The organism is Streptomyces cavernicola, assembly GCF_029968035.1.
GTDB lineage: Bacteria > Actinomycetota > Actinomycetes > Streptomycetales > Streptomycetaceae > Streptomyces > Streptomyces cavernicola.
In genome coordinates this window covers 148,840-173,539 of the sequence record NZ_JASCIQ010000011.1, presented here as the reverse complement: position 1 = coordinate 173,539, position 24,700 = coordinate 148,840, and the positions used below count along the sequence as shown (strand labels likewise).

At 72.6% G+C, this 24,700-nt stretch carries 23 protein-coding genes and 1 pseudogene; 17 read left to right on the top strand and 7 right to left on the bottom strand.

Annotated features, from left to right (window positions below; translation table 11 throughout):
- Window positions 1-38: 38 nt before the first annotated feature.
- The gene (locus QIS96_RS13115) at window positions 39-998 is read left to right on the top strand and encodes an ornithine cyclodeaminase family protein (RefSeq protein WP_282542688.1); all 960 of its coding nucleotides are present in this window, start codon (window positions 39-41) and stop codon (window positions 996-998) included.
- A 66-nt stretch (window positions 999-1,064) separates the two neighbouring features.
- On the top strand, window positions 1,065-1,628 hold the full coding sequence (locus QIS96_RS13110; protein ID WP_282542687.1) for a peroxidase-related enzyme: 564 nt from the start codon (window positions 1,065-1,067) through the stop codon (window positions 1,626-1,628).
- A gap of 192 nt (window positions 1,629-1,820) precedes the next feature.
- On the opposite strand, the gene QIS96_RS13105 is transcribed toward QIS96_RS13110, so the two are convergent.
- Entirely contained in the window at window positions 1,821-3,170 is a 1,350-nt protein-coding gene (locus QIS96_RS13105; RefSeq protein ID WP_282542686.1) for an MFS transporter, read from the bottom strand.
- Between the two features lie 232 nt (window positions 3,171-3,402).
- Here QIS96_RS13105 and QIS96_RS13100 point away from each other — a divergent pair, with 232 nt between their 5' ends.
- From QIS96_RS13100 to QIS96_RS13080, 5 genes are read left to right on the top strand one after another with little or no spacing between them, the layout of a single operon-like run.
- Entirely contained in the window at window positions 3,403-4,098 is a 696-nt protein-coding gene (locus QIS96_RS13100; RefSeq protein ID WP_282542685.1) for a GntR family transcriptional regulator, read from the top strand.
- A gap of 57 nt (window positions 4,099-4,155) precedes the next feature.
- Window positions 4,156-4,998: an urea carboxylase-associated family protein gene (locus tag QIS96_RS13095; RefSeq protein ID WP_282542684.1), complete on the top strand. Its 843-nt coding sequence runs from the start codon at window positions 4,156-4,158 to the stop codon at window positions 4,996-4,998.
- Window positions 4,999-5,051: 53 nt separating this feature from the next.
- Window positions 5,052-5,855, top strand: a complete 804-nt coding sequence (locus QIS96_RS13090; RefSeq protein ID WP_282542683.1) for a LamB/YcsF family protein — start codon at window positions 5,052-5,054, stop codon at window positions 5,853-5,855.
- A gap of 5 nt (window positions 5,856-5,860) precedes the next feature.
- Complete coding sequence (locus tag QIS96_RS13085; protein ID WP_282542682.1) at window positions 5,861-6,508, top strand: 5-oxoprolinase subunit B family protein; 648 nt, start codon at window positions 5,861-5,863, stop codon at window positions 6,506-6,508.
- A gap of 14 nt (window positions 6,509-6,522) precedes the next feature.
- Window positions 6,523-7,419 (top strand): 5-oxoprolinase subunit C family protein, encoded by an 897-nt coding sequence (locus QIS96_RS13080; RefSeq protein ID WP_282542727.1) that lies wholly within the window; start codon window positions 6,523-6,525, stop codon window positions 7,417-7,419.
- 220 nt (window positions 7,420-7,639) lie between these two features.
- On the opposite strand, the gene QIS96_RS13075 is transcribed toward QIS96_RS13080, so the two are convergent.
- On the bottom strand, window positions 7,640-8,119 hold the full coding sequence (locus QIS96_RS13075) for an NUDIX hydrolase (protein ID WP_282542681.1): 480 nt from the start codon (window positions 8,117-8,119) through the stop codon (window positions 7,640-7,642).
- Between the two features lie 65 nt (window positions 8,120-8,184).
- On the bottom strand, window positions 8,185-9,765 hold the full coding sequence (gene lnt, locus QIS96_RS13070; RefSeq protein ID WP_408907174.1) for an apolipoprotein N-acyltransferase: 1,581 nt from the start codon (window positions 9,763-9,765) through the stop codon (window positions 8,185-8,187).
- Between the two features lie 263 nt (window positions 9,766-10,028).
- On the opposite strand from lnt, the gene QIS96_RS37685 reads away from it, so the two are divergent.
- From QIS96_RS37685 to QIS96_RS37675, 3 genes and pseudogenes are all read left to right on the top strand, one after another.
- Window positions 10,029-10,742 carry a hypothetical protein gene (locus tag QIS96_RS37685; RefSeq protein WP_349017381.1) on the top strand — a complete coding sequence of 238 codons (714 nt, stop codon included), beginning with the start codon at window positions 10,029-10,031 and terminating at the stop codon, window positions 10,740-10,742.
- Window positions 10,708-10,818, top strand: a pseudogene (locus tag QIS96_RS37680) (O-antigen ligase family protein); the annotation flags it as partial. The gene QIS96_RS37685 and the pseudogene QIS96_RS37680, both read left to right, overlap by 35 nt.
- A 51-nt stretch (window positions 10,819-10,869) precedes the next feature.
- Complete coding sequence (locus QIS96_RS37675) at window positions 10,870-11,112, top strand: hypothetical protein (protein WP_349017380.1); 243 nt, start codon at window positions 10,870-10,872, stop codon at window positions 11,110-11,112.
- A gap of 78 nt (window positions 11,113-11,190) precedes the next feature.
- Here QIS96_RS37675 and QIS96_RS13060 read toward each other — a convergent pair whose 3' ends face one another.
- Both QIS96_RS13060 and QIS96_RS13055 read right to left on the bottom strand, forming a co-directional pair.
- A complete protein-coding gene (locus QIS96_RS13060) occupies window positions 11,191-11,751 on the bottom strand; it encodes a hypothetical protein (protein ID WP_282542680.1) in 561 nt (186 codons plus the stop codon).
- Between the two features lie 73 nt (window positions 11,752-11,824).
- Complete coding sequence (locus QIS96_RS13055) at window positions 11,825-12,610, bottom strand: glutamate racemase (RefSeq protein ID WP_282542679.1); 786 nt, start codon at window positions 12,608-12,610, stop codon at window positions 11,825-11,827.
- 58 nt (window positions 12,611-12,668) lie between these two features.
- Here QIS96_RS13055 and QIS96_RS13050 point away from each other — a divergent pair, with 58 nt between their 5' ends.
- The gene (locus tag QIS96_RS13050; RefSeq protein ID WP_282542678.1) at window positions 12,669-13,919 is read left to right on the top strand and encodes a glycosyltransferase; all 1,251 of its coding nucleotides are present in this window, start codon (window positions 12,669-12,671) and stop codon (window positions 13,917-13,919) included.
- Between the two features lie 51 nt (window positions 13,920-13,970).
- On the opposite strand, the gene QIS96_RS13045 is transcribed toward QIS96_RS13050, so the two are convergent.
- Window positions 13,971-15,239 carry a TerD family protein gene (locus QIS96_RS13045; protein WP_408907173.1) on the bottom strand — a complete coding sequence of 423 codons (1,269 nt, stop codon included), beginning with the start codon at window positions 15,237-15,239 and terminating at the stop codon, window positions 13,971-13,973.
- Between the two features lie 292 nt (window positions 15,240-15,531).
- Here QIS96_RS13045 and QIS96_RS13040 point away from each other — a divergent pair, with 292 nt between their 5' ends.
- The 4 genes from QIS96_RS13040 to QIS96_RS13025 all read left to right on the top strand — a co-directional run bounded on the left by QIS96_RS13040 (window position 15,532) and on the right by QIS96_RS13025 (window position 20,428).
- Window positions 15,532-15,972 carry a DUF6643 family protein gene (locus tag QIS96_RS13040; protein ID WP_282542676.1) on the top strand — a complete coding sequence of 147 codons (441 nt, stop codon included), beginning with the start codon at window positions 15,532-15,534 and terminating at the stop codon, window positions 15,970-15,972.
- Window positions 15,973-16,021: 49 nt separating this feature from the next.
- Window positions 16,022-16,846 carry an MOSC domain-containing protein gene (locus tag QIS96_RS13035; protein WP_282542675.1) on the top strand — a complete coding sequence of 275 codons (825 nt, stop codon included), beginning with the start codon at window positions 16,022-16,024 and terminating at the stop codon, window positions 16,844-16,846.
- Window positions 16,847-17,130: 284 nt separating this feature from the next.
- Entirely contained in the window at window positions 17,131-17,733 is a 603-nt protein-coding gene (locus QIS96_RS13030; protein ID WP_282542674.1) for an Rv1733c family protein, read from the top strand.
- Window positions 17,734-17,995: 262 nt separating this feature from the next.
- Window positions 17,996-20,428: a right-handed parallel beta-helix repeat-containing protein gene (locus QIS96_RS13025; protein ID WP_282542673.1), complete on the top strand. Its 2,433-nt coding sequence runs from the start codon at window positions 17,996-17,998 to the stop codon at window positions 20,426-20,428.
- Here QIS96_RS13025 and QIS96_RS13020 read toward each other — a convergent pair.
- Window positions 20,398-22,746, bottom strand: a complete 2,349-nt coding sequence (locus QIS96_RS13020) for a hypothetical protein (protein ID WP_282542725.1) — start codon at window positions 22,744-22,746, stop codon at window positions 20,398-20,400. The genes QIS96_RS13025 and QIS96_RS13020 overlap by 31 nt on opposite strands.
- Before the next feature lie 437 nt (window positions 22,747-23,183).
- On the opposite strand from QIS96_RS13020, the gene QIS96_RS13015 reads away from it, so the two are divergent.
- Window positions 23,184-24,113, top strand: a complete 930-nt coding sequence (locus QIS96_RS13015) for a DeoR/GlpR family DNA-binding transcription regulator (RefSeq protein WP_282542672.1) — start codon at window positions 23,184-23,186, stop codon at window positions 24,111-24,113.
- A gap of 82 nt (window positions 24,114-24,195) precedes the next feature.
- Window positions 24,196-24,681: an SRPBCC family protein gene (locus QIS96_RS13010; protein ID WP_282542671.1), complete on the top strand. Its 486-nt coding sequence runs from the start codon at window positions 24,196-24,198 to the stop codon at window positions 24,679-24,681.
- The last annotated feature ends 19 nt before the right edge of the window (window positions 24,682-24,700 follow it).

Genomic DNA, 24,700 nt, shown 5'->3' with positions numbered 1-24,700 from the left:
CCGTTGTGGGGCCTCAGCACACGAACAGGGAGCGCACGTTGGCTCAGGCGGCCATGACCATCGACTACATCGGCGCCGAGGATCTGCCGAAGCTGCTGCCGCCGCGGGAGGCGGTCGCCGCGATCCGGGCGGCACTGGCCGGTGGGCTCGACCCGGCGGCGGATCCCGCGCGCTCGATCCTCGAACTGCCCGGCGGCCAGGGGCAGTTGCTGTCCATGCCGGCCGCCTCGGAGTACGGCGTGGGGGTGAAGGCCATCACCGCCGTGCCCGGCAACACCGGCCGCGGGCTGCCCCGCATCCAGGGCGTCCACCTGGTCTTCCGGCCCCCGTCGTACACCCCCGTCGCGGTCGTCGACGGCGCCGCGCTCACCACGCTCCGCACACCCGCGGTGTCGGTCGCCGCGGTGCTGCCGTTCCTGACCCGGCCGGGACGCCGCTGGAACACCGTGGTCTTCGGCGCGGGCCCGCAGGGCACAGGACACGTACGAACGCTGCGGGACTCCGGCGTCGACCTGGCGGACGTGACGTACGTCGTACGCGATCCGGCGCGGGTGGACCGGGACCTGCTCGGAGACGACCGGGTGGTCGCGGCCGGGTCCGGGGACAGCGAGGCGTTGCTGCGCCGCGCCGACCTCGTCGTGTGCGCGACGCCCGCCGCCGAGCCGCTGTTCGACTCGTCCCAACTCCTGGATACGGCCGTGGTGTTGGCCGTGGGCTCGCATGCGCCGGACGCCCGCGAGGTCGACTCGGCGTTCGCGGCTCGCGCCCAGGTGGTCGTGGAGGACCCCGCCACGGCCCTGCGGGAGTGCGGCGACATCGTGCTGCCGGTGGCGGAGGGCGTCCTGTCCACCGCCCAACTGCTGCCCATGGCCGCCGTGGTACGCGGCGATCTCGAACTCGACGCCGCACGGCCAGTGTTGTTCAAGGGCTCGGGGATGGCGTGGCAGGACGCGGTCGTCGCGGATGCCGCCGTCAGAAAGGTTCGCCGGGGAGCGTAAACGACACGACATCATCGGCAACTACTGAGCAGGCCCAGGAAGCCCGCACCGAAAGGGAGTTCACGCATGCAGGTGAGCAGGTTCGGCGTGACCGAGCTCGACGCGCTGCCGGAGGACCTTCGCGAACGGATCGGAGCGATCGCGGAGAAGTCCGGTTTCGTGCCGAACGTCTTCCGCGCACTCGGGCACCGGCCCGCGGAGCTGCGCGCGTTCCTCGACCAGCACGACGCCCTGATGGACCGCTCCGACGGACTGACCAAGGCCGAGCGGGAACTGGTCGTCGTCGCCACGTCGGGGGCGAACCACTGCGCGTACTGCGTCGTCGCCCACGGCGCGATTCTGCGGGTGCGCACCAAGGACGCCGGGCTCGCCGATCGCGTCGCGGTCAACCCCTGGCGCGCGGAGCTCTCCGACCGCCAGCGCGCCATCGTCGACCTGGCGCTCGCTCTCACCCGCGAGCCCGAGCTGTTCGCCGAAGCGGACGTCACCGCCGCGCGTGCCGCGGGGCTCACCCGGGACGAGATCTGGGATGTCGGCGCCATCACGGCGTTCTTCGCGATGTCGAACCGCCTGGCGCACCTGTGCGCGCTCACACCGAACGACGAGTTCTCCACCATGGGCCGCACGTAGGCACGCGGTTCGGCCGGCCGGTCAGCAGTGCGCACCAGTCCGGCCCGCCCGTCGGCAAACCTCCGGGCCGCTGAGGCAACCAAGGAGCAGGGGCCGCCGATCCTGGGGGCGGCGAGCAGCAGGGCGCCGGCACCGGTGTGGTGTCGACGCCCTGTTCTCGTCTGCGCGTTCGCTCGCGTCCGGGCCCTCGGGTCAGCCGCGGCTGGAGCTCTCCAGGGAGGCGCCCAGGGTTTCCGGGGCGAGCGCCACCGAGATCAGCGTGCCGGCGAGGGAGACGATGCCCGCGATGAGCAGGGTCGCTCCCACGCCCCAGGACTCCAGGGCGATCGGAGTGAGGAAGGTGCCGGCGGCTGCGGCGACACGGCTGAATCCGGTGCCGATGCCCACGGCGGTGGCACGGAACTCCGTGGGGAACAGCTCGTTCGGGTAGATCCACTGCAGCAGGGTCGGACCGCCGATGGCGATGGCGTAGCCCGCGAAGAGGATGCCGGCCGGGACGGCGGGCAGGTCCGGGAAGACGCCGAGGACGAGCAGCGGGAGGGTCGCCGCGGCGAAGGAGAAGATCAGCAGCGGGCGTCGCCCGATCCGGCCGAGCAGCGGCAGGAAGACCAGGCAGCCGAGCAGGAAGACCAGGTTGATCACGCCGGAGCCGAGGTTGGAGTCGTCCTCGCCGGCCAGGCCCATCGCGGTCAGCAGCTGCGGACCGAAGGCGTAGATCGCGTAGATGGGCATGACGGAGCAGGCCCAGAAGGCGGAGACGAAGACGGTGCGGCGGCCGTACACGCCGCGGAAGACCGCGGTGAGGCGGGCGGGTTCGGCGGGGACTTCCAGGTCGTCGATGGTGGCGTGGGGGCCGAAGACCTTGCGCATCACGGCCTGTGCCTCTTCGGTGCGCCCCTGGGAGAGGAGCCAGCGCGGCGACTCGGGGGTGCCCATGCGCATGAGGACGAGGACGGCGGCGGGGATCGCGGGGCAGGCAAGGAGCCAGCGCCAGCCGTCCGGGCCGAGCTGGGTCAGCACGTCGCCGATGAAGTAGGCGGCGGCGCTGCCGAGCGACCACATGACGGTGAGCAGGCCGAGCATCGCGCCGCGGTGTTTGCGCGGGGAGAACTCGGCGAGCAGCGAGGTCGCGATGGGGTAGTCGGCGCCGACGGCGACACCGATCAGGAAGCGCAGGACGAGCAGCTGCTCCGGGCCTGTGACGAAGGCCTGGGCCACCGAGAAGACCACGATGGCGGCCAGGTCGATGGTGTACATGATGTGCCGGCCGAAACGGTCGGTGACGTACCCGAAGACGGTGCCGCCGACGAGCAGGCCGAGGAGTGCGGCCGCGGCGAGGAGTCCTTCCCAGGCGCCGCCGAGGTTCCACTGCGGGCCGAGTTGAGTGAGGGCGACGCCGATGACGCCGAGGATCAGCCCGTCGAGGAAGGGTCCGCCGGCCGAGTAGACGGTCAGCCGGCGGTGGAACGAGCTGAGTTTGCTGTCCTCCAGGAGGTCACGGCCGCTGCCGGCGGCGGGCTGCGTAGCGGTGGTCGGCGGCATGGGCCACCTCCAGGTGCGGGGATACAGGGGGACGGTGCGCCACTGCGGCGTGACGGTCCGTGGAATGGCGGACAACGTAGAGATGATTGAACGATCCTGTCAATGGATTGACGATCACCACCTCAAAGGGATGCTTATACATCCCTGGTAGCAAGGATCTACGGACACTTCCAGGAGTCCGCTCCGTAAGACGGGCTCAATTTTGATGAACAATCCTGCTAGCGTTCCTGTCATGCCTGACGAGATCCATGCCGAGGCCGTCGAGGCCCCCCAGGGCGATGTGGCCGCCGACGCCGTGGCGGACCGGCTGCGTGAGCGCATCAGCCGCGGCGAGCTGCCGCCCGGCACGCCGCTGCGTGACGCCGCGCTCGCCGGCGAGCTGGGCGTCTCGCGGAACACCTTGCGCGAGGCGGTCCGGCTCCTGGTGCACGAGGGCCTGGCCGTCCACCAGCTCTACAAGGGCGCGGCGGTCAAGCGCCTCGACGTGGCGGACGTGCACGACATCTACGCCGCCCGGCGCTGCGTAGAACTGCGTGCCGTGGAGGAGAGCGTGTACTCCCCGACGGAGGCGCTGGAGAACCTCGACCGGAGAGTCACCGAGGCCGAGCGGGCCGCCGCGGCGGAGCGCTGGAACGAGGCGGGCACCTTCTCCCTCGGTTTCCACCGTGCGGTGGTGCATCTGCTCGGCAGCGCCCGCCTCGACCGCTTCTTCGACACCACCGCCGCCCAACTGCGCCTGGCCTTCGCGGAGTTCCCGCAGGAGCAGGACTTCCAGGCGCAGTACGTGCCGCGCGACCGGGTGGTCTGCGATCTGCTGCGCTCCGGCGGACGTGCCGAGGCCGCGACGGCGCTGCGGCAGTACCTGGACGACTCCGAGCGCCAGGTCGTCGACATGGTCCGGGCCGCCGCAGCGGCCCGGCAGAACTGAACCCCACCTCGACCGCCCCGGGCCCCGCCCCCGGGCCCGTACCCCTGGAGGATCCCCATGGCCACCACCGCTGCCGCCTATCAGGCCACCAAGGGCGGCCCGCTCGACGTCGACAAGGCCTTCTACGACCGGGTGTCCGGCACTCCCGAGGGCCGCGAGCTGGTCGACAAGTTCGAGATCCCGATCCGCTCCGGCCAGGCCTGGGAGGTCCCGGCCGGGCACCTGTGCCGCCTGGTGACCGTCGAGGGCCCGCAGGTCGGCGACTTCAACGTGTGGAACCGGCACGACCCGCGCGAGCGCCTGTGGGCGTCCCGCACCCGGCAGCTGCAGCGCGCGCACGTCAGCACCTACGACCGGCTGTGGTCCAACCTGCCTTTCCTGCGGCCCTTGTTGACCATCACCGACGACACCCTCGCCGACTACGGCAAGGACGCCGAGGGCGGCCGGGTGCACGACCTGCTCGGCACCCGCTGCGACCCGTACGTCAACCAGATGCTGACCGGCGAGGCCTTCGACTTCCACTGCCACAGCAACCTGACGCGCGCTGTCCTCCCCTACGGTCTCACCGAGTTCGACGTGCACGACGTCCTCAACGTCTTCCAGTGCACCGGACTCAACGACGACGACCAGTACTTCATGAAGGACTGCCCGGCCCGCCCCGGCGACCACTTCGAGTTCTTCGCCGAACTCGACCTGCTCTGCGCGCTCTCCACCTGCCCCGGCGGCGACCTCTCCGTCCCGATGTGGGGCCCGGACGCACACGACCCGATCGAGGTCTGCCACCCCATCGGCGTCGAGGTCTACAAGGTCGACCCGGAGCTCCTCGCAGGCTGGCAGCAGCCGGAGCGCGCCGCCTACAGCAACCTCCACGGCATCAACCTGCCGACCTGGCAAAGCTGACCCGCACCCCGAAATCCCATACCCCGCACCCCGTACGCGAGAGAGGCCCCTCCATGACCACGCCCGTCATCGACCTCAACAGTGACCTCGGCGAGGGCTTCGGACAGTGGACGCTGGGCGACGACGACGCCCTCCTGTCCATCGTCACGAGCGCCAACATCGCCTGCGGCTACCACGCCGGCGACCCGACCGTGATGCGCCGCGTGTGCGAACTGGCGGCCGAGCGCGGCGTCGCCATCGGCGCCCAGGTCGGCTACCGCGACCTGCCCGGCTTCGGCCGCCGCTTCATGGACGTCGACCCGCGCGAGCTCGTCAACGACGTCGTGTACCAGATCGCCGCCCTCGACGGCTTCGCCAAACTGGCCGGTACGAAGGTCGCGTACGTGAAGCCGCACGGCGCGCTCTACAACGCGATCGTCCACCACGAGGCGCAGGCCGAGGCCGTCGCCGACGCGGTCAGCCGCTACGACGCGAGCCTCCCCGTACTCGGCCTGCCCGGCAGCGCCTGGCTGCGCAAGGCCGCCGAGGCCGGACTCACCCCGGTCCACGAGGCGTTCGCCGACCGCGCGTACACCCCCGAGGGCACACTCGTCTCGCGCCGCGAGCCCGGCGCCGTCCTGCACGACCCGGACGTGATCGTGGCCCGCTGCCTGCGGATGGTCACCGAGGGCGTGGTCGAGGCGATCGACGGTACGGAGGTGCCGCTGACGGTCCGTTCGCTGTGCGTGCACGGCGACACCCAGGGCGCGGTGGAGATCGCCCGTCGGCTGCGCAAGGAGTTCGACGCGGCGGGCCTGTCCCCGACGCCGTTCGCCACGCCCGCCGCCGCGGTCCCCGCCGGTGCCGGGGAGCGCTGAGCCCGATGACGACCCCGCTGCGCGGCGTCCGCAGGGCCGGCAGTACGGCACTGCTCGCCGAACTGGCCGACCTCGATGACGTCCTGGCCCTGCGCGCCGCGCTGGAGCGGGACCGGCCCGTCGGCGTACGGGAGCTCATCGCCGCCGCCCGAACGCTGCTCGTCACCTACGATCCGGCGGTCACCGGGCACGACGGGCTGAGCCGGACGCTCGCGGAGCGGGCCGACGCGCTGCCCGCACAGGGTGGTGCTGTCACCCCGTCCACGGACTACGACACACTCGTCGTGCCGGTCCGCTACGACGGGCCCGACCTGGCGGACGTCGCCGAACTCACCGGGCTCACCGTCCGCGAGGTGATCGAGCGGCACACCACACCCCTCTACACCGTCGCCTTCGCGGGTTTCGCACCCGGCTTCGGCTATCTCACCGGTACCGACCCCGTCCTGCGCCTCCCCCGCCGCAGCGAGCCGCGCACCGCCGTCCCCTCCGGGTCAGTGGCCGTGGCGGGCGGCTTCACCGGCGTGTACCCACGGTCATCGCCCGGCGGGTGGCAACTCCTCGGCAGCACGGACGCGCCGCTCTGGCAGGAGGACCGCACGCCGCCCGCGCTGCTCCTCCCCGGCCGGACCGTACGCTTCGAGGAGACGACGTGACGCATCAAAACCTCCTGGCGGTACGCGAGTTGGAGGTCATCGCTCCCGGGCCGCTGGCCACCGTGCAGGATCTCGGCCGGCCCGGCTGGTCCCACCTGGGCGTCTCCCGCTCCGGCGCCGCCGACGCCGCGTCCCTCACCCTCGCCAACCGCCTGGTCGGCAACCCCGAGGACGCGGCCGGCCTGGAAGTCACCTTCGGCGGGCTGCGGGCCCGGCTACGGCTGCGCCGCCCCGACGGCACCCCCGCGACCGGCTACCTCGCCCTGACCGGCGCGCCCTGCCCGGCCACGGTGAACGGCCGCCCGGCCGCCCTGGACGCACCGGTACCCGTGAGCGACGGGGACGAACTGGCCCTCGGCATGCCGACCTCGGGGCTGCGGACCTACCTGGCCGTCCGCGGCGGCCTCACTCCCCCGCCCTCCCTCGGCTCCCGCGCCACCGACCTGCTCTCCGGCACCGGGCCCGCCCCGCTGCACGCCGGAGCCACCCTTCCGGTCGGCGAGCCCGCGGGCCCGATGCCCGGCGTGGACCACGCGCCGCGCAGCGCCCCGCCCGCCGAGTTCGTGCTGCGCGTCTGGCTCGGGCCACGCGACGACTGGTTCGAGGAGGCGTCGCTGCGGGACTTCTTCGGAGCTCGCTGGGAGGCGACCAGCAAGAGCAACAGGGTCGGCATCCGCCTCTCGGGCCCGGCGCTGCAGCGCTCCCGTACGGGCGAACTCCCCGCCGAAGGCATGGTCCGCGGCGCCCTCCAGGTCCCGCCGAACGGGCAGCCGGTCCTCTTCCTCGTCGACCATCCCGTCACCGGCGGCTACCCGGTGATCGGCGTGGTCCACGAGGACGACCTGCCCCTCGCGGGCCAGATCCCCCCGGGCGCCCCCATCCGCTTCCGCCCCGTAGGGACACCGGTTTGACCTCGACCGCGGTGCCGCCCACCCTGCCGAGCCACTTCAACGGACCGCAGGGCGGGCCCGGTTGACGGATACGCCCCTACCACTTGATCGCCACACACAGGGGGCAGGTCGGCCCGCGCCGCCGGTCGACTGCCAAATGCCGCGGCATGAGACTCGACGCCGATCCGTAGTCGTCAAGTCCCCCGGCTCGCCCCGCACCCGGTGCCGCCCGGAGACGACTTCACCCCTCCTGCAAACCTTCGAACCAAGTCGGCCCATCTCCCATGGCCAGCTTGATCCGATGAGTACCGAACTCCTCCAGGGGCGGCAGAGCGTCCGGTTCGAACCAGGCCACCTCCAGCGACTCGTCGTCGTTCACGTAGCAGTCCGTAGTCAGCGCGCGACAGCGCAGCGTGATGTCCATGAACTGGCAGATGTCGCCGTTCGGATACTGGATCGGCTCCCGCGCCTGGACGAGCACGATCCGCTCGGCCTCGCAGCGCACGGCGGTCTCCTCGTACACCTCGCGCACCGCGCAGTCCGCGGGCTGCTCGCCGGGCTCGGGGATGCCGCCGATGACCGCCCAACCACCGGTGTCCGAACGGCGCCCGAGCAGGACTCTGCCCGCGTCGTCGAAGACGATCGCGGTGACGCCGGGCAGAAACAGCAGCTGGTGGCCGGCCGATGCTCGGATCTCACGGATGAAGTCAGGAGTCGCCATACGTCGACCCTAACCGGCTGGTCTGACACCCCCACCACCCGAGCGGCGGGGGTCCGGCCAGGGCCTCAGACCTGCGCGCGCCGCGCCTTCACGGAACGCGTCAGGGCCCAGCCGAGACCGCCCACGCCGACCGCGACGAGCAGCGCCTCCGGCCAGGCGCCCACGCGCGTGGCCACGGTCAGCGACGTCCGCTTGGGCACCTCGGCGACAAGTGTGTCCGGCACGAACATGCCGGTGTCCTGGGCGATCGACCCGTCGGGCCGGATCACCGCGCTGACCCCGCTCGTGACCGGAACCAGCACCGCGCGTCCGTGCTCGACGGCACGCACACGGTCCATGGCGAGTTGCTGGTACGTCATCTGGCTGCGCCCGAAGGTCGCGTTGTTGCTCGGCACGGAGAGGACTTCCGCGCCGGCCTCGACCTGGTCCCGCACCACACCGTCGAAGGCGGCCTCGTAACAGGTCACAGGCCCGATACCGGTGCCCGCCATGTCGAACACCACGGGCTTGTCGCCGGGGACGAAGCTGCCCGCGCGGTCCACGTCCGAGCTGAAGATCCGGAAGAAGCCGCGGTAGGGCATGTACTCGCCGAAGGGCTGCAGCTGCCGCTTGTCGTAGACCGTTCCGGGGCCGCTCTTCGGGTCCCAGAGGATCTGCCGGTTCCGCGCGGTGCCGTCCTTCGCCGTGACGACAGCGCCCACGGAGATGGGCGCTCCGACGGCCTTGGCGGCCTTGTCGATCTCGGCGTACGCGTCCGGGTTCACGTACGGGTCGATGTCCGAGGAGTTCTCCGGCCACACCACAAGGTCCGGCTTCACCTCGGCGTCGGCGAGCTTCATGGTCTCGCGCACGTGGTAGTCGAGCACGGCCCGTCGCTGTGCGTTGAAATCGAGCCCCATGCGCGGCACGTTGCCCTGGATGACGGCCACACGCGCGGTGCCGTTCTCCGCCTCGTTCGACATCGTCGGCAGCACCGCGGCCCCGGCGATCACCGGCGCCGTCGTCAGAGCCGCCGCGACGATCACGCCCCGGTCCCGCACCCCCCGTACGGCGACGACGCGGAGCACGAGCGCGGCGAGCGAGAACCCGCACAGCACGACCGCGAAGCCCAGCAGCGGAGTGCCGCCGATCGACGCCAACGGCAGGAACACACCGCTCGGCTGACCGAACGCGGCCTTGCCCCACGGGAATCCGCCGAACGGGAAGCGGGCGCGCAGCGCCTCGTCGACGATCCACACGGCCGCCGCCCAGAGCGGCCAGGCGGGCAGCCGGGTCACGAAGGCGACGCCCGCCGCCCCCAGAGCCACGAAAACCGCCTCTGTGACGGCCAGCGCCAGCCACGGCAGCGGACCCACGTCGACGCCCGTCCAGGAGAGCAGCGGCACCAGGAAACCGAGCCCCATGAGCAGACCGAGACCGAAACCGGCACGCGCGCGGCGCCCGTGCACGGCGAGGCCGAAGAGCGCGAAGGCGATCGGCGTGAGCCACCACAGTTCGCGGGGCGGGAAGGCCGCGTACATGAGGAGCCCGGAGAGCACGGCGGCGACCGGCGAGACGAACTGCCGCAGCAGCTTGTCGCGCATGGCGCGCTCGGCCTGAGGTTCCTGCGGTCCCCGCACGTCGGTGGAGGTGGTGGTGGCTGTCACCTCGCGGAGTCTACGGCGCGATGCTGACATGCCGACATGGTGGTCCAGCGCGACGGCAGGACCCAAAGGCGGACACCCGGCACGCGCGCGTGCGACCCCGTTGCGCGATGCGTCCCAGGTACGGGGCCCCTGCAACACGGGCACGAATCCGCAGACCGGCCATTACCGTGAGCCCGTGCCGCTGACCGGCCGCACGCGCGTCGACATGTGTTCTTCGCGCCGGTCGGTTCGGAGGCGGTCGGGGGCAACCGGGGGGACAGCCGATGACTTCTGCGACGGTCGGCGTGGGCGACGGCCCGTCCGCACGACGCGGTGCGGGCGATGTCGCGGGCCTGACGATTCTGGCCTGCTGCGCGTTATGGACGTTGATCACGGCGACCGCGCGAGGCGGCCGGCCCGAAGGTGTGCTGCTCGCGGTGCTCGCCCTGTCGGCGGGGTACGCGTGCGGCCGGATCGGGGGTGCGGTCCTGCCCGTCGGGACGTGCGCCGTGGCCGCGCTCGGCGGGTTGGGCCTCGCCGTCACCGCCTCCCCCGTCGCCTCGACCGCCGATCCGGCCCGTGCCGCGCTGTCCGGCGTCGGCGTCTCCTCGCTCGGGCACACGAGCCCGGTGGCGGCGCTGCTTGTGCTTTCCTGCGGTACGGCCTGTTGCGGGGCCTGGGCGACGGGCCGGGCGGGACTTCGGCTCGCCCTGCGGCTGTTCGCCCTCGGCACCGCGGTCGCGGCGGCGGTGCTCGGCTCGGCGGCCGGTCTCCTCGGCTGCGTCGCGGTGCTGCTGTGCTCGCTCACCGCCGCGCGTGCGGCCCGCCGCGGTGCGGTGCTCGTCGGCCTGGGGCTCGCGGCCGCGCTGCTCGTCGCCGCCGTGGGGGCGGTCGCCGCCTCCGCACTCCCGAGCGGTCTCGCCGACGCCCTCACCGGCCCGCTGACCCGGTCACCGCGCGGCGCTGTGGCAGGACGCCCTGCAGCTCGCAGAGCGTGACCCGGCGCTCGGGGTCGGGCCCGGCCGGTACGCCGAGTTCAGTACGGCGGCCCAGCAGGCGCTGCACACCGACGCCAGGCCGCACTCCGCTCCCCTGCAGCTCGCCGCCGAACAGGGCGTTGTCGGGGTGGCCCTGCCGGCGATCGCGTACGGCTGGCTGCTCCACACCCTGTGGCGGTCGACGCGGTCGACTCCGCTCGTCCTGACTGCGGCGGTCACGCTCACGGCCGTCGCGGGCATCGCCGCGGTCGGAAACACCTTGAGCTTCTCCGCGGTCACCGTGAGCGTGGGCGTCCTCGCGGGTCTCGCCACGGCCCGTGCCCTGCGCGACGACCTGCCGGACGAGCCACCCTCCGGTACGGCCGCGTAGAAAAACAGACACCACAAAGTAGGTGCGCGTTTTCAAAAGCCGGAAGCTCAAAACCTCAGGAGTACAGAAGGCGGAAGCTCAGAGGCCCGCCACAGTCCCCGTGGAGCGCGTCCGCAGCCGGTCCCTGATGACGCGTACCGCCGACTCCGCGTCGTCCACGGTGACCGTGAACCTGTGTCCGTCGCCGAGTTCGAGGACCACGGCCTCGCCACGGCGGACGATCACCGCTGTGCCCTTCTGCGGCCGCCAGCGGTAGCCCCAGCCGCCCCACTGGCGCGGGCACACCTCGGCCGCGAAGTCGGCGGCGACGATCTGCGACAGCGGGATACGGCGGCGAGGCAGGCCAAGGTGCCCGCAGCGCACCTCCAGCGAGTCCCGGTCGACGCGCACGGCGACGTGAACGAACGCGAGGGTCCCGAACAGCATGAGGAGCCCTGCGGCGACGCAGCCGACGACAGCCATGACCAGCGGGCCGAGACCCGAGGTCCAGTTGGAGTCGACGGCGAGCTTGATCCCGAGCGCCAGGCAAGCGGCGCCCGCGAGGGCGAGCAGCCACTGCATGCGGTTGGTCGCGTGTCCGGTCCAGACTTCCGGCAGGGCCTCATCGGCGCCCCGCGCGGTGTGCGGGTGGTGCCTCATACCCAAAGGCTACTCGTGTCCCGCTCCGCAGGCAGGGGATCACCGAGCGTGATCGCCGCCCCTGGTGGGCCGGTCAGCGAGCGGTGCTGAGCTGCCCGAGCAGTCGGCCCTCGGCGTAGGTGAGCGCAGCCTCCGGCAGGGTGGCCTCGCGCCCGCTGAGGAGCACGGTGAGCGACCCGGTCGGCTCGGCCTCCGGCCGCGCGGACGCGTCGATGCGCCGCAGCGCCTGGGCGGCGACCGCGCCTGCGCTGCCGTGGAACACCAGCGCCTCCTGGCCGGGCTGCTGAAGGGCGGCTCGAATACGCTCCGCGACGAGTTCGTAGTGGGTGCATCCGAGGACGACGACCTTCACGTCGGCCGGGGTGAGGGCGGCGGCCGTTGCGACGGCGCGGTCGATCGCGCTCTCGTCGGCCTGCTCCACCGCGTCGGCGAGGCCGGGGCAGGGGACTTCGGTGACGTCGACGCCGTTCGCGAACTCGCGGATGAGGCCGCGCTGGTAGGGGCTGCCGGTGGTGGCGGGCGTGGCCCAGATCGCAACGCGTCCGCCGCCGGCGGCAGCGGGCTTGATCGCCGGAACCGTGCCGATCACCGGAAGCTGCGGTTCAAGGCGTGCGCGGAGCGTCGGCAGGGCGTGCACGGAAGCGGTGTTGCAGGCGACGATCAGCGCGTCCGGCCCGTGCGCCGCGGCGGCCTCGGCGGCGAGGAGAGCGCGCTGCGTGAGGTCCTCGGGCGTCCGCGGTCCCCAGGGCATTCCGTCGGGGTCCGAGGAGATGAGGAGGTCGGCGTCGGGCCGCAGGCGGCGCACCGCCGCGGCGGCCGGGAGGAGTCCGATTCCGGAGTCGACAAGCGCGATCTTCACCCGGTCACCATAGTCGATCGGCCTTGCGGCCCCTGCCCTGTGGGGCAGACTCCCGGGGATGAGCGCCCTTGCGTGGATCGCCCTCGTATCCCTGGCCGCCTGGCTCTGGCTGCTGCTCGGCCAGGGTCTGTTCTGGCGTACGGACCTGCGTCTGCCCCCGCGCCGCGACCCCGAGGACTGGCCGTACGTGTGCATCGTCGTGCCCGCGCGGGACGAGGCCGCGGTGCTGCGGGAGAGCCTGCCGTCGCTGCTCGCACAGGACTATCCGGGCCGCGCCGAGATCGTCTTCGTCGACGACGGGAGTTCCGACGGCACCGGCCGCCTGGCGCGTGCGCTCGCCGACCGGCATCGGGGGCTGCCGCTCACCGTGACATCGCCGGGAGAGCCGCCGGCGGGCTGGACCGGGAAGCTGTGGGCGGTACGGCACGGAATCGCCTGCGCGCGTGCGGCGGGCGACCGGAAACCGGGTCCACGCGCGCGTGCGACGGCCCGCGAGTACCACCACGACGCGACCGCGCAGACCCCGGAGTATCTGCTCCTCACGGACGCGGACATCGCCCATGAGCCGGACAACCTGCGGGAGTTGGTGGCCGCGGCGCGTTCCGGCGGGTACGACCTCGTCTCGCAGATGGCCCGGCTCCGGGTGGTGAGCGCCTGGGAGCAGCTGGTCGTCCCGGCCTTCGTGTACTTCTTCGCCCAGCTGTATCCGTTCCGCTGGGTGGCCGAGGACGGGGGCCGGACGGCGGCGGCCGCCGGGGGCTGTGTGCTGCTGCGCACGGACGCCGCCGAGCGGGCGGGGGTGCCGGAGGCGATCCGGCACGCGGTGATCGACGACGTGGCGCTCGCGGGCGCGGTGAAGCGCAGTGGCGGCCGCATCTGGCTCGGCCTCGCGGAGCGGGTGGACAGCATCCGTCCCTATCCGCACCTGGCCGACCTGTGGCAGATGGTCTCGCGCAGCGCGTACGCCCAACTGCGGCACAGTCCGGCCCTGTTGCTGGGCACCGTGCTCGGGATTGCGGTGGTGTATCTGGCGCCGCCGGTCGCGTTGGCGGCGGGGCTGCTGCTTGGCGATCCGGTAGCGGCGGCCGCGGGCGGTGCGGCGTGGCTGATCATGACGGCGACGTATCTGCCGATGCTCCGCTACTACAGCCGGACGCTGTGGCTGGCGCCGCTGTTGCCGGTGACGGCGCTGCTCTATCTGTTCATGACCGTGGACTCCGCGATCCAGCACTACAGAGGGAAGGGCGCCGCGTGGAAAGGGCGCACCTATAAGAGGCCGGACCGCGCCGAGGCGGCTCCTGACCAGTGACGGCGAAAACCGCCACTGCGAACTCCCCCTGCGCGGCCCGCTCTTGTGCCGCTATTTGCGTCCGGGGCTCCAGTTCATGCCCCAGCCGTAGGCGTGGTCGAGGGTGCGCTGCATGCTGATGCCGCGCTCCGGCACCAGATAGCGGGCCTCGCGCCGTACGACGAGTTCGCCGCCCTCCTGGGTGAGCAGGGCGAGGGCGCACACGGTTGACGGCACCGTGCACTCGTCCAGGTGGAAGTCGACGGGTGCGCCGTGCTGCGGGGAGAGGGTGACGGTCGCGTTGAGATCGGCGAAGCTCCGGGCGCCCTCGTAGATGGTGACGAAGATGAGAATGCGCTTGAAAGCGTGCGCGTGGTCCAGGTTGATGGTCAGGTTCTCGCCACTGGTGCGCGCCCCGGTGCGGTCGTCCGCGTCGAGATGGATGTACGGCGGCTCGTGCAGGGCGCCGAAGGTGTTGCCGACGGCCTGGACGACTCCCTTGCGGCCGTCGGCGAGTTCGTACAGCGCGCCCAGGTCGAGGTCGAGCCCGCTCGACTGGGCGGCGGCGACGGCCTGGTTGAGCTTGGCCATCAAGCCCTTCGCCTGCTGTCTGCGGACCTGCCAGTTGAGGTTGACCCGCATCGCGCCGGAAGTGCCGCCCTGCTTGGTCAGGGAGACGGCAGGCGACTCCTTCGTGAGCGTCACCTTGCTGAGGCTGATCGGCGCCGCGGGAGCGGCGGGCGGCGGCGGAGGAGCCACGGGTGCCGGCGCGGGCGGCGCGGGGACCTCCGACGCGGGCTGAGGCGGTGCGTCCTGCGGCTCGTCCACGGCGATCCCGAAGTCCGTGGCGAGGCCCGCGAGTCCGCTGTCGTAGCCCTGGCCGACGGCGCGGAACTTCCAGGCGCCCTGGCGGCGGTAGAGCTCGCCGAGTACGAAGGCCGTCTCGACGGAGGCGTCCCCGCTGTCGTAGCGGGCGAGTTCGGAGCCGCCGGCCGCGTCCAGCAACCGGACGTGCAGGCCGGGGATCTGCCCGAAAGTTCCGCCGTCGGCGGAGGCGGCGAGGACCACGGTCTCGATCTCGGGCTCCACGCGCGCGAGGTCGACGACGAGCGCATCGGTCACCTGGTCACCGGCGGGCCGCTTGCCCTCGTGCCGTACCGCTCCGGAGGCGTGCTCGGCCTGGTTGTAGAAGACGAAGTCGCTGTCGGAGCGCACCTTTCCGGCCACGAGGAGCAACGCGGAGGCGTCCGCGTCTGGTACGCCGGGGCCCGACCGCCAGCCGATTTCGACGCGCACCGCCGGTGCGGCCACGGGAACATTCGATCCTTTGGGCATTGACATGTCCGCCCCCATTGCGAGTGGTCGGGTCGGGAAGGGTCCATGAACGGCCGCGCAGGAGCGACCGATTAGTTACGGCCAACCTATTCCCCGAGGCTCCGAGCGACCCAACCAGGGGACGCGAAGATCACTGGTCAACCGCTGGTAACGCGCGCTTTACACGATCAACACCCTCAAGAGCGACCGTTTTTAGCCGAGTTCGCTCGGATTGGGGATCCCCGGTCACTACCGACACGTAAAGCAACCCTCTTATCGGTCTCCCCAACCAGCACATCTTGGGCTTAACTTATGTGCCATGACCTCCCCCCGCTCCACCTATGGCGGCGGTTACTACTCCGCGCCGTCCTTCCCGGACACTCCGATCTATGACTCGCTCGTGGCCGAGCGCGGCACTCCGCAAATCGCCCCGATCCGGGTCCCCGCCGAGTACGACACCGGAAGCAACCTGCCGGCCCTCCCGTCAGCGCTGCCCGCCCTGCCGGCCGCACCCTCGCCGCAGACCTCGTCGTACGGCTACCCGTCGCAGCAGCAGGCCGCGATGCAGCCCGCGCCCGCCGCGCACATCCCGCAGCAGGCCACCGGCCCGCGCGGTTACCCCGGCGGACAGCCGCAGCAGCAGCGGCAGTTCGGCGGCGGCACCGGCTACGAGGCGATGCGTCCGGCCACTCCGCGCCCCGCGCCGTCCAACCCGCACGACGACCCGTACTACCGCCCGCACCCCGGCCGCGGGTACTGACGGCTCGACCGGATCCGGGGCTGTCAGTGCCTGCTGGCAGGATGGCCCCATGCCGAACCCGACGCTGCGCTCGATCCACATCCACCCGCTCAAATCGGTGCAGGGGCATGCCACGGCGGAAGCCGTCGTGGAGCCCTGGGGGCTCACCGGTGACCGCCGGTGGATGGTGGTCGAGCCGGACGGCCGGTGCGTCACGCAGCGCCAGCAGCCGCGGCTCGCACTGGTGACCGCCGAACCACTGCCCGGAGGCGGCCTGCGGCTGACCGCACCGGGGCGCGAGCCGCTCACCGTGCCGGTGCCCGCCGCCTCCCGCACGCTCCCCGTAGAGGTGTGGCGGGACAAGGTGGGGGCGGTCCCCGCCGAGGAGCCCGCGAGCGCCTGGCTGAGCGAGTGGCTCGACACGGCGATACGCCTGGTGCACATGGACGACCCAGCCCGGCTCCGCCCCATCGACCCCGGATACGCGCAGCCGGGCGAGACGGTGAGCTTCGCCGACGGCTTCCCGCTGCTGCTCGCCGCGCTGTCGTCGCTCGACGCTCTCAACTCCCTGATCGAGCAGGGTGATCATGCCGACGAGGGCCCGCTTCCCATGAACCGCTTCCGGCCCAACGTCGTCGTGGACGGCACCGCGCCCTGGGCCGAGGACGAGTGGTCACGCATCGCGATAGGCGAGGTCACGTTCCGTGTGGCCAAGCCCTGCGGCCGCTGCGTCGTGACGACCACCGACCAGCGCACCGCCGAGCGCGGCAAGGAACCGCTGCGCACGCTCGCCCGCCACCGCCGCTTCGGTGACCAGCTGGTCTTCGGCCAGAACCTGATCCCGGAGAACACCGGCACGATCCGCGTCGGCGACCCGCTGAAGATCCTGGAATAGGGCGGCCCCCGAGGGGAACCCGGCTCCCTGCAGACGACTCCCCACCCCCGGGATGTGGCCGAAAGCGTCCAGGCGCACACTGGGCAGGAGGCGGTACGGAACTCGGTCCGCGAAGATGCGGCCACCGGGCGCCGAGCCGTTCGTCGCGACGCGGAACGGCTCGGAGCCGGACGTGTGCGCGGACGGCCGCCGGGAAGGGTGATTTCGCTCTCTCCCGGCGCCACTCGCGCTTGGACCGTGCCGTTGGCGGTAATGACGGACGCGGATGGGGGAGGTGCAGGATCGTGCGGGCGATCGCGGGACTCTGGCGCTGGCGGCACAACCCGCTGCGTCGTACAACCGATCTCGTAGAGGCCTTGGTGGCCCTGGCGGCCGCGCTGCTCATCGCGGTGGCCGCGCCGTTCGTCGGCTCTGTCGCGGGCGGGCTCACCCAGGACGCCCTGCACCAGGCGGTGCAGGCCCAGCACGAGAACCGTCACAAGGTGACGGCGACGGTGGTCAGAACCGTGACGCAGCCGCCCGTCGACCCCGACCCGGAAACCGCCACCGCGCGTGACGGCCATCGCCGTGTCGTCGCCAACTGGACGGCCCCCGACGGCAGTCAGCGCTCCGGCACCGTGACGGCCGGCGCGATCGCCTCCCCCGGCGACCGCATCCCGCTGTGGACCGACGAGACGGGCCGGCCGGCGGCACGGCCGATGGACTCCGGCACCGCCACGGTGCACGCGGTGCTCGCCGGACTCGGCGTCGCCGCCGCAGCAGCAGCGACCATCGAGGGCGTCCGCCGGCTCGTCCTGTGGCGCATGGTGTGCCGTCGGTACGCCGACTGGGACCGCGAGTGGGCGGCCTCAGGACCCGACTGGGGCCGTACCGGAACCGGGAGTTGAGCCCGGAGAGCAGCCCGCGGCGTGCGCAGGCACCCCGCGTCCACCGCCCGCCCGCGCGCTGAACCGCCCGGTCCGTCCCGGTCCGTGACCTGGCTCGTACGCCCCGCTCATGGAGCCGACACCGCAGCGTCACAACACCTCCCCGCACCGGTTCTGACGGGTTGTCCACAGACCGGGGAGAGCGGTCAACTCCCGTCCCCCGCGCACGCTACGGTGGACGTCTGTCCGACGGGATCGCACGAGGTGGGGGCACAACAACGCCATGGCACAGGGCACGGTCCAGGTGACGCACACCGGCACTTCGCGGTGGCGGCGCCGCACGGGCGAGTACGGATCGCTCACCGCGGCCCTAGAGGCGGCCGGCGACGGTGACGTGCTGACCGTCGCTCCCGGCACGTATCGAGAGAACCTCGTGGTGGAGCGGGCGGTGACGCTGCGTGGCCCCGAGGGCTCCCCCGGTTCCGTGCGGATAGCGCCTGCCGACGGGGTGCCGCTCACCGTGCGCGCCTCCGCCGTCCTGCAGGACCTGCAGTTCGAGGGGCAGGACGCGGCGGCGCCCGCGCTGCTCGTCGAGGACGGGGCGCCCGAGCTGGTCGACCTGCGGATCGTCACGCGGTCCGCGGCCGGACTCGAAGTGCGCTCCGGGGCGCGGCCCACCGCGCGCCGCTGCACCGTCGACAACCCCGCGGGCATCGGCATCGCCGTACTGGACGGCGCGGGCGGAGTCTTCGAGGAGTGCGAGGTCGTCGCGGCCGGGCAGAGCGGCGTGACCGTGCGCGGGGGCGCGCACCCCCGCTTCGAGCGCTGCCGCGTGCACCATGCTGCGGGCACGGGAGTCTCGGTCACCGGCGAGAACTCCGGCCTGGAGGGCCTCGGTTGTGAGGTGTACGAGGTCAAGGGCACCGGCGTGCAGATCACCGGGCGGGCCGTCGCGCACCTCACGGACTGCGAGGTGCACCGTACGAGCGCCGACGGGATCACGCTCGACACGGACGCGGTCCTCACGCTCGCCGACTGCCGGCTGCACGACATCCCGGAGAACGCGATCGACCTGCGCTCCCGTTCCGTGCTCACGCTGACCCGCTCCACGATCAGCCGCTTCGGGCGCAACGGCCTGTCCGTGTGGGACCCGGGCACGCGCGTGGACGCCAACCAGTCGCAGATCCACGACAGCACGGGCGACTACCCGGCGGTGTGGGTCAGTGACGGGGCGACGGCGGTGCTCGACGCCTGCCGGGTACGGGACGTCCCGGACGCGCTGTTCGTGCTCGACCGCGGCTCGCGCGTGGACGTCGTCGACAGCGACCTCTCGCAGGTCCGGAACACCGCGGTGTCGGTGAGCGACGGCGCGATCGCGCAGCTCGACGACTGCCGCATCCGCGAGGTCGCGACCGGCGCCTGGTTCCGCGACCACGGCAGCGGCGGCACGCTCGCGGGGTGCACGATCGACGGCGCGCAGACCGGCGTCATCGTCACCAAGGGCGCCGATCCGACGGTGGAGCGGTGCGAGGTCACCTCCCCTTCGGAGGCCGGTTTCTATGTGTCGGCGGAAGGGCGGGGCAGTTTCGTCAACTGCCGGGTGACGGGCAGCGGTGGCTACGGCTTCCATGTCCTCGACGGCTGCCGGGCCACCCTGCGCCGCTGCCGTACGGAGCGCTGCGCGCGCGGTGGTTACGAGTTCGGGGACGGCGGCGCCCAGGCCTCGGGCGGTACGGGAGGGCCTCAGGTGGAGGACTGCACGAGCGACGAGAGCGGCGGCGTGCGCGCCCCCTCGGCCCAGAGCGAGCCGACGGTGCAGCGGGCCACGCAGTCGGTGGGTCTGCTCGGCGGCGTGCCCGAGCAGCGGCCCACCGAGCCGGTGGCCGAGCCTGCGCCGGAGGAGGTGCGCAGCTCGCAGGACGTGCTCGGTGAGCTGGACGCGCTCGTCGGCCTGGACAGCGTGAAGCGCGAGGTGCGCGCCCTCACCGACATGATCGAGGTCGGCCGCAAACGTCAACTGGCCGGTCTGAAGGCCGCGTCGGTCCGCCGCCACCTGGTCTTCACGGGCTCGCCGGGCACCGGTAAGACGACGGTGGCGCGGCTCTACGGCGAGATCCTGGCCTCGCTCGGCGTCCTGGAGAAGGGGCATCTGGTCGAGGTGTCCCGGGTCGACCTGGTGGGCGAGCACATCGGTTCCACGGCGATCAGGACGCAGGAGGCCTTCGAACGCGCGCGTGGCGGCGTGCTGTTCATCGACGAGGCGTACGCGCTGTCCCCCGAGGACTCCGGCCGTGACTTCGGTCGCGAGGCGATCGACACCCTGGTGAAGCTGATGGAGGACCACCGGGACGCGGTCGTGGTGATCGTCGCCGGGTACACGGCGGAGATGCAGCGCTTCCTGTCGGTCAACCCCGGTGTGGCGTCCCGTTTCTCACGCACCATCACCTTCGGTGACTACGCGCCGGAAGAGCTGCTGCGCATCGTGGAGCAGCAGGCGGACGAGCACGAGTACCGCCTCGGGGACGGTACGTCCGAGTCGCTGCTGAAGTACTTCACGGTGCTGCCGAAGGGCGCGGCGTTCGGCAACGGGCGGACCGCGCGCCAGACCTTCGAGGCGATGGTGGAGCGGCACGCGGGCCGGGTCGCCCAGTTCGCCGACGCCAGCACGGACGACCTGACGCTGCTCTACCCGGAGGACCTGCCGGAGCTGCCCTGACGGGGGTCCACCGTGCCGGACGCGTCCGCCGCCGCGTCGCCGCGCGGTGCGGGCAGCCCCGCCCGGGACGACAACTCCGGTGCGGGAGCGGCCTCTTCGGGGCAGTGGTGGCGCTGCTCGCTTCCGGCTCCGGGGCGCAGGCGGGCCAGGAGGCCGGCGCGGACCTCGGCGAAGACGGGGTCGGCCTGGTAGTCGCCGTGTCCGAGGATCGGGGCGGGCAGCGGCTGGCTCTCCGTACGGCCGTAGGCGAGGGGGTCCTTGAGGGCGGCGTGGTCGACGTCCGGGCCGCAGGGTCCCGGGAGGCCGATGGGGCCGCCGATGGGGTCGGTGGGGCGGTGCAGGTTGCGCCAGCAGTCGACCTCGCGGTGCAGGGACATCAGGGCGGCGGGTCCGAAGTGCGCCGGGAACCAGCGGCCGTAGAGGCGCTGCAGCGGTGAGCCGTAGGTGAGCAGGGCGACGCGGCGGCGTACCGACGGGCTCAGCTGCCAGAGCGCGGAGGCGGCGAGGACGCTGCCCTGGGAGTGCCCGGAGATGACCAGGCGGCCGCCGGTCTGCCGGGTCCAGGTGGCCACGCGCCAGGTCAGGTCGGGCACCGCGCGCTCGGCGTAGCAGGGCGGGGCGAAGGGGTGGGCGGCGCGCGGCCAGAACGTGCCGACGTCCCAGAGGATGCCGATGGTGCGGCGGGCCGAGGGGTCGCGGTAGGCGCGCCGGCCCCAGGTGACGAAGAGTATGAAGCCGAAGCCGATCAGCCAGGAGCCGAGGGCCTGGGTGGTGTCGGCGACGCCCTCGATGAACGCGGGCGTGCCTTCGGCGGCCTCGCCGGGCACCTTCCTGGTCCCCCAGGCGCCGACGAGCGCGGTCGCGCCGAGCAGCAGGGTGAGGGCGGAGACGATGCCGACGATGACGGGGGCATGGTCGGTGAGGGCGGCACGCGCGCGCGTGCCCGCGATGCGGCGGGTGCGTTCGGGGTCGGGGCGCTCGCCCGCGTAGTCGCTCTGCACGCGGTCGATCTCCAGGCGGCTGCGCTGGCGGGTGCGCAGGACGAGGATGACCGCGAGAAGCAGGACGACGACGAGCAGGACGGGGATGACGGCGGCCTGCCAGGACAGGACGACGGGAGGGCCCGGGAAGGCGGTGCCGTCCACGCCCGGTGTGCCGCCGTCGTCCAGCCAGTCGCCGACGCGCTGGGCGACACCGCCGGACATGACGCCGCCGAGGGCGCAGGCCAGCATCGCGACGGCCGGTCCGCCGACACCTCCAAGGACCGTGCCCGGTATGGCACTTCGGCGGTGCAGCAGCCAGGCGACCGCGGCGAGGGCGAGGACGAGCAGGCCCTGTACGAGGGCGATGACGCCGAAGGTCTCGTCGCCCGGCAGGCGGCCCGAGGAGCGCCAGTCGGGCCGGTCCCACGCGGCGTAGACGACGGCGAGGCCGAGGACGACGACGGCGGTGACGGGCAGGGTCCGCACGACGCGGTCGAGGTGTTCGTCGAGGGTGGACTCGCTGCGGCCGCGGCGGCAGACGACGACCACGACGATCACGGCGCCGAGGGCCAGGACCGCTTCGAGTACGACGCCGAAGGCGTGCAGGGCGCCGTCGTCCGCGCCGCGGTCGTGGCGGGCGGCCGAGGTGCTCACGGCGGCGGCCACGGTGAGCAGGCCGGCGGCGGTGTGCGCGGCGCGGAGGCGGGCGACCAGGCGGCGTCCGTACCAGAAGCCGGGGCGGCTCAGGGCGCTGCGCGAGCCGTCCTCCTCGGGCTCGTCCTGGTGCGGCACGGGCTGCTGGGACTCGTACGCGCTCCAGGTGCGCTGCGACAGGTACCAGAGCAGGGCGGTGAGGGCCGCGGGGAGCAGGGCGGCGAGGGCGAGGCGGCGGCCCGGCTGGGTCCACCAGCCGTCGCCGCTCTCGCTGGGCGCGAGGAACGTCAGCCAGGACCGGTCCTCGGCGCACGCGCGCGTGCCGGCGCACTGCCAGGCCGTGAGGTCGAGGGCGACCTCGCAGGCGGCGGCGACGAGCAGCACGGTGAGGGTGAGGGCGACGAGCCGCACGAGCGTTCCGTACACGCTCACCGCGCGGCGCATGCCCTTGGCGGTCGGGCGCATCCAGTGGGCGAGGTTGACCACCATGAACGGAAGCAGCAGCAGCCACAGCGCGCGGGCGCCGTTGCCGGAGGTGAGGTTGGACCAGACGTACGCCTCCGCGACCGGCTCGTCCGCGTAGTCCTGGGGGCGCTGCTCGGCGTCCACGTCGTCCACGCGGCGGTGGACCGCCGCCGTCTCGTCGCCGGTGATCCGCACGGTGCTCGGGTCGTTGAGCATCTCCTGCGGGGTGGTGCCGCCGACTCCGTGGACGAGGAGTTCCAGGGCGATCCGCTCGCCGCCCTCTTCGGGCGCGGGCTGCGCTGCGGCGGTGCCGGGCGCGACTGGTGGCTGCCCCTGCTTCTGCTGTTCAGGGGCCTGGTCCTGCCCCCGTTGTTCGACGGTGTTCTTCACCTTCGCGCGCCCCACTGCTCCCCCGGCCCCCCGTGTTGCTGCCTGTCATGGTGCGTGACCAGGATCCTCGGTCGCGGCCCCGCTGGGCACCCCTCGTCACGGAATCTCCCAAAGGTGTGCGGTCCCGCCGCACGTACGGGCGATGGACCGGCTGTCAGTGCCGCGTGCGAGGATGAGGAAACCTCCTGCCGGACCGCTGTGCCGAGGTGGCGCACGCCGGCCGAAGACCGAGGCCGTACGCGACGGAAGGACCGGGATCGGGCGTGAGCGAGAACCAGAACCTGCTCGCGGAGCAGCGCCGCGCCCTGATCCTCGACGAGGTCAGACGCCGGGGCGGAGTGCGGGTCAACGAGCTCACGCGCAAGCTGGGCGTCTCCGACATGACGGTGCGGCGCGACCTGGACGCGCTCGCGCGGCAGGGCGTCCTGGAGAAGGTGCACGGCGGCGCCGTCCCGATCGTCGAGGCCAGCACCCACGAGCCGGGTTTCGAGGCCAAGTCCGGCCTTGAACTGAGCGCGAAGGAGGACATCGCGCGCGCGGCGGCGGCGCTTGTGGCCCCCGGCAGCGCCATCGCCCTGTCGGGCGGCACGACGACGTACTCGCTGGCCCACCGGCTGGTCGACGTGCCGGATCTGACGGTCGTGACCAACTCCGTGCGTGTGGCGGACGTGTTCCACACGGCGCAGCGGCTCGCGGGCAAGGGCCACGTCGGGGCAACGGTGGTGCTGACGGGCGGTGTGCGCACGCCGTCGGACTCGCTGGTGGGCCCGGTCGCGGACCAGGCGATCCGGACGCTCCACTTCGACCTGCTCTTCCTCGGGGTGCACGGCATCTCGGTGGAGGGCGGCCTGTCGACGCCGAACCTCGCCGAGGCGGAGACGAACCGGAATCTCGTGCAGTCCGCGCGCCGCGTCGTCGTGGTCGCGGACCACACCAAGTGGGGCAAGGTGGGCCTGAGTTCGTTCGCCTCCCTCGACCAGGTCGACACGTGGGTGACGGATGCGGGGCTCCCGGCGGAGGCGCGTACGGAGACCGCCGAGCGAGTCCACCGGCTGGTCGTCGCGGGCGAAGCGGCAGGGGACGGCGAGGAGTTGGCGCACGAGGAGCACGACGAGCACGCGGAACGCGACGGGGGCGAGGCGAGTGCAGAGCGCGATGAGAGCGCGGGCGAGGCCGCTTCCGCCGCGGGCTGAGCGCGCTAGAGACATCTGACACACCGCCAGTTATGGTGTCCGAGCCCGACCGACCCCCGTTCTCCCTGGGAGTGCTGAGCACATGGCCCGCCAACTGAGCCCCGTGGGGCTCGACTTCGTCGACAGCGCTCCGGTGCGCCTGGTGTTCGCGCGCGAGCTGACCGCGCCGCCCGCCGCCGTGTACCGGGCACTCGCCGAGGACGTGACGGGCTGGCCCGCGTGGTTCAAGGCCGTGACGCTGTGCCGGCCGACCGCCGACGGCGCGGGCCGCGAGGTCAAGCTGATCGGCGGGACGCGCTTCCAGGAGACGATCCTGGCCGCCGAGCCGGACGAGCGGTACGCGTACCGCGTGGACACGGTCAACGCACCCGGGCTGCGCGCCCTCGTCGAGGAGTGGCTGCTGACCCCGTCCGGTACCGGGACGCGGGTGCAGTGGACGTTCGCCGCGGACGCGAGCGCGCCGATCCGGATCGCCATGAAGGCGGCGCGGCCGGGCATGGGGCAGGCGTTCAAGGCCGCCACCGGCAAACTCGACGAGCGGCTCTCGGCGAACTCTGCGCAGAGCTGACTACTCCCCTGGGCCCGTG